The sequence below is a fragment of the Arthrobacter silviterrae genome, from assembly GCF_011045165.1.
GTDB lineage: Bacteria > Actinomycetota > Actinomycetes > Actinomycetales > Micrococcaceae > Specibacter > Specibacter silviterrae.
Window position 1 is genome coordinate 1 of sequence record NZ_JAAKZI010000081.1, and the last position, 1430, is coordinate 1430.

General features: G+C 73.1%; 1 protein-coding gene. It reads left to right on the forward strand.

Annotation, left to right across the window (positions count from 1 at the left end; all coding sequences use genetic code 11):
• On the forward strand, nt 1-1430 hold a 1430-nt coding region (locus tag G6N77_RS19450; protein ID WP_165183820.1), incomplete at both ends, for a DUF222 domain-containing protein.

Below are 1430 nucleotides of genomic sequence, written 5' to 3' on the forward strand. Positions count from 1 at the left end.
TGTCCCCGCCGAGGACCCCGAGTCCGAAACTGCGCCCGCCCCTGTTTCGGAAGGGGCCGGCGGGGAGGTGGCCGGTGTTCGTGCGGGGTGGTTGGCGGCGGTGCGGGATTCGGTGCCGGATCTGGTGTTGGCGCCGCGTCCGCGGCGGCGCAATGATTTCGGGGTGTTGGAGGAGCGGGTGTCCTCGGACTGGCTCGAACACCGGCGCAGCACCCGCCAGCCCGGCACCGGGACGAATGCGCAGCCTGGCACCGGGACGAATGCGCAGCCCGGCGGGGAGTCCGGCCCCGAGTCCGGCAGCCGGGGTGCCACGGGCCCCGGCGCCCTGCCGGTGGGCCTGCCCGGTTCCCTGCCGGTCCCCGGGACGGGCGGTGTGCCCGGTTCCCTGCCGGTCCCGGAGGCCGGTTCCCTGCCGGGTGTGGTGGCGGGGTTGTTGGCGGCGGAGGCGGGGTGGTCGCCGGTGGTGGTCGCGGAGGCGTTGGCGGGGCTGGATCCTGAGTCCGTGGGGGACAATGACGTGTTGGACATGGTCCATGCCGCGACACGGCTGGCATCCTTCGCCCAGGCGGTGGAGGCGCGGGCCCTGGCCGTGTTCGCCTCCCGGCGCCCGCCGGTCGCGGATGAGGCCTGCGCCGGCGAAGCTGATGGGGGTCCGGGGAGGTCGATGTGGGCGGCCGGGGAGGTCATGGCCGTTGCCGCGATCCCGCAGGGCGCTGCGGAACAGCGCCTGCACGACGCGGAACGGCTGCTGGGGCACCTGCCCGGGACGTACGCGCTGTTCCGGGCGGGCTTGTTGGACCTGGTCCGCATCCAGGCCATCCACCGCGGCCTGCTCAACGTCCCGGACACGGTGCTACCCCTGATCGAGCCCCTGTTTTTGAAGAATGCCTCCCGGACCCCGCCGAGCATCCTGACCCGGCGGGTGCGGATGCTGGCCGAGAAACACAATCCCGAGTCCCTCACTGTCCGGCACGAACGGGCCCGGAAGGGCCGGGGCGTGTTCCTGCGGCCCCTGCCCGACGCGATGGCCGAACTCATCATGGTCCTGCCCGCCGTGCCGGCGCTGTCCGTGTACCAGAGCGTGGACGCCTGGGCCCGGGCCGCCCAGCTCGCCGGGGAACCCAGCGGCGGCACAACCCCCACCGGCCGGGCAGCCCGGTCCCTGAACGAATACCGGGCCGACGCCCTCACCGACCTCCTCCACCAGGCCCTCCTCCACCCCGCCGGGACCTGCACCAACTGCGACTGCAACTGCACCAACGGTTGCGGCACCACCACCACCGGAAACACCGGCGGCAACAGCGACGGAAGCACCGGCGGCACCAGCGACGGAAGCGCCGGCGGCAACAGCGACGGAAGCGCCAACAAGGGAAGCGCCAACAGCGACGGCAGCGGCACCGGGAGTGCGGACACCACCGGAATCACCGGCA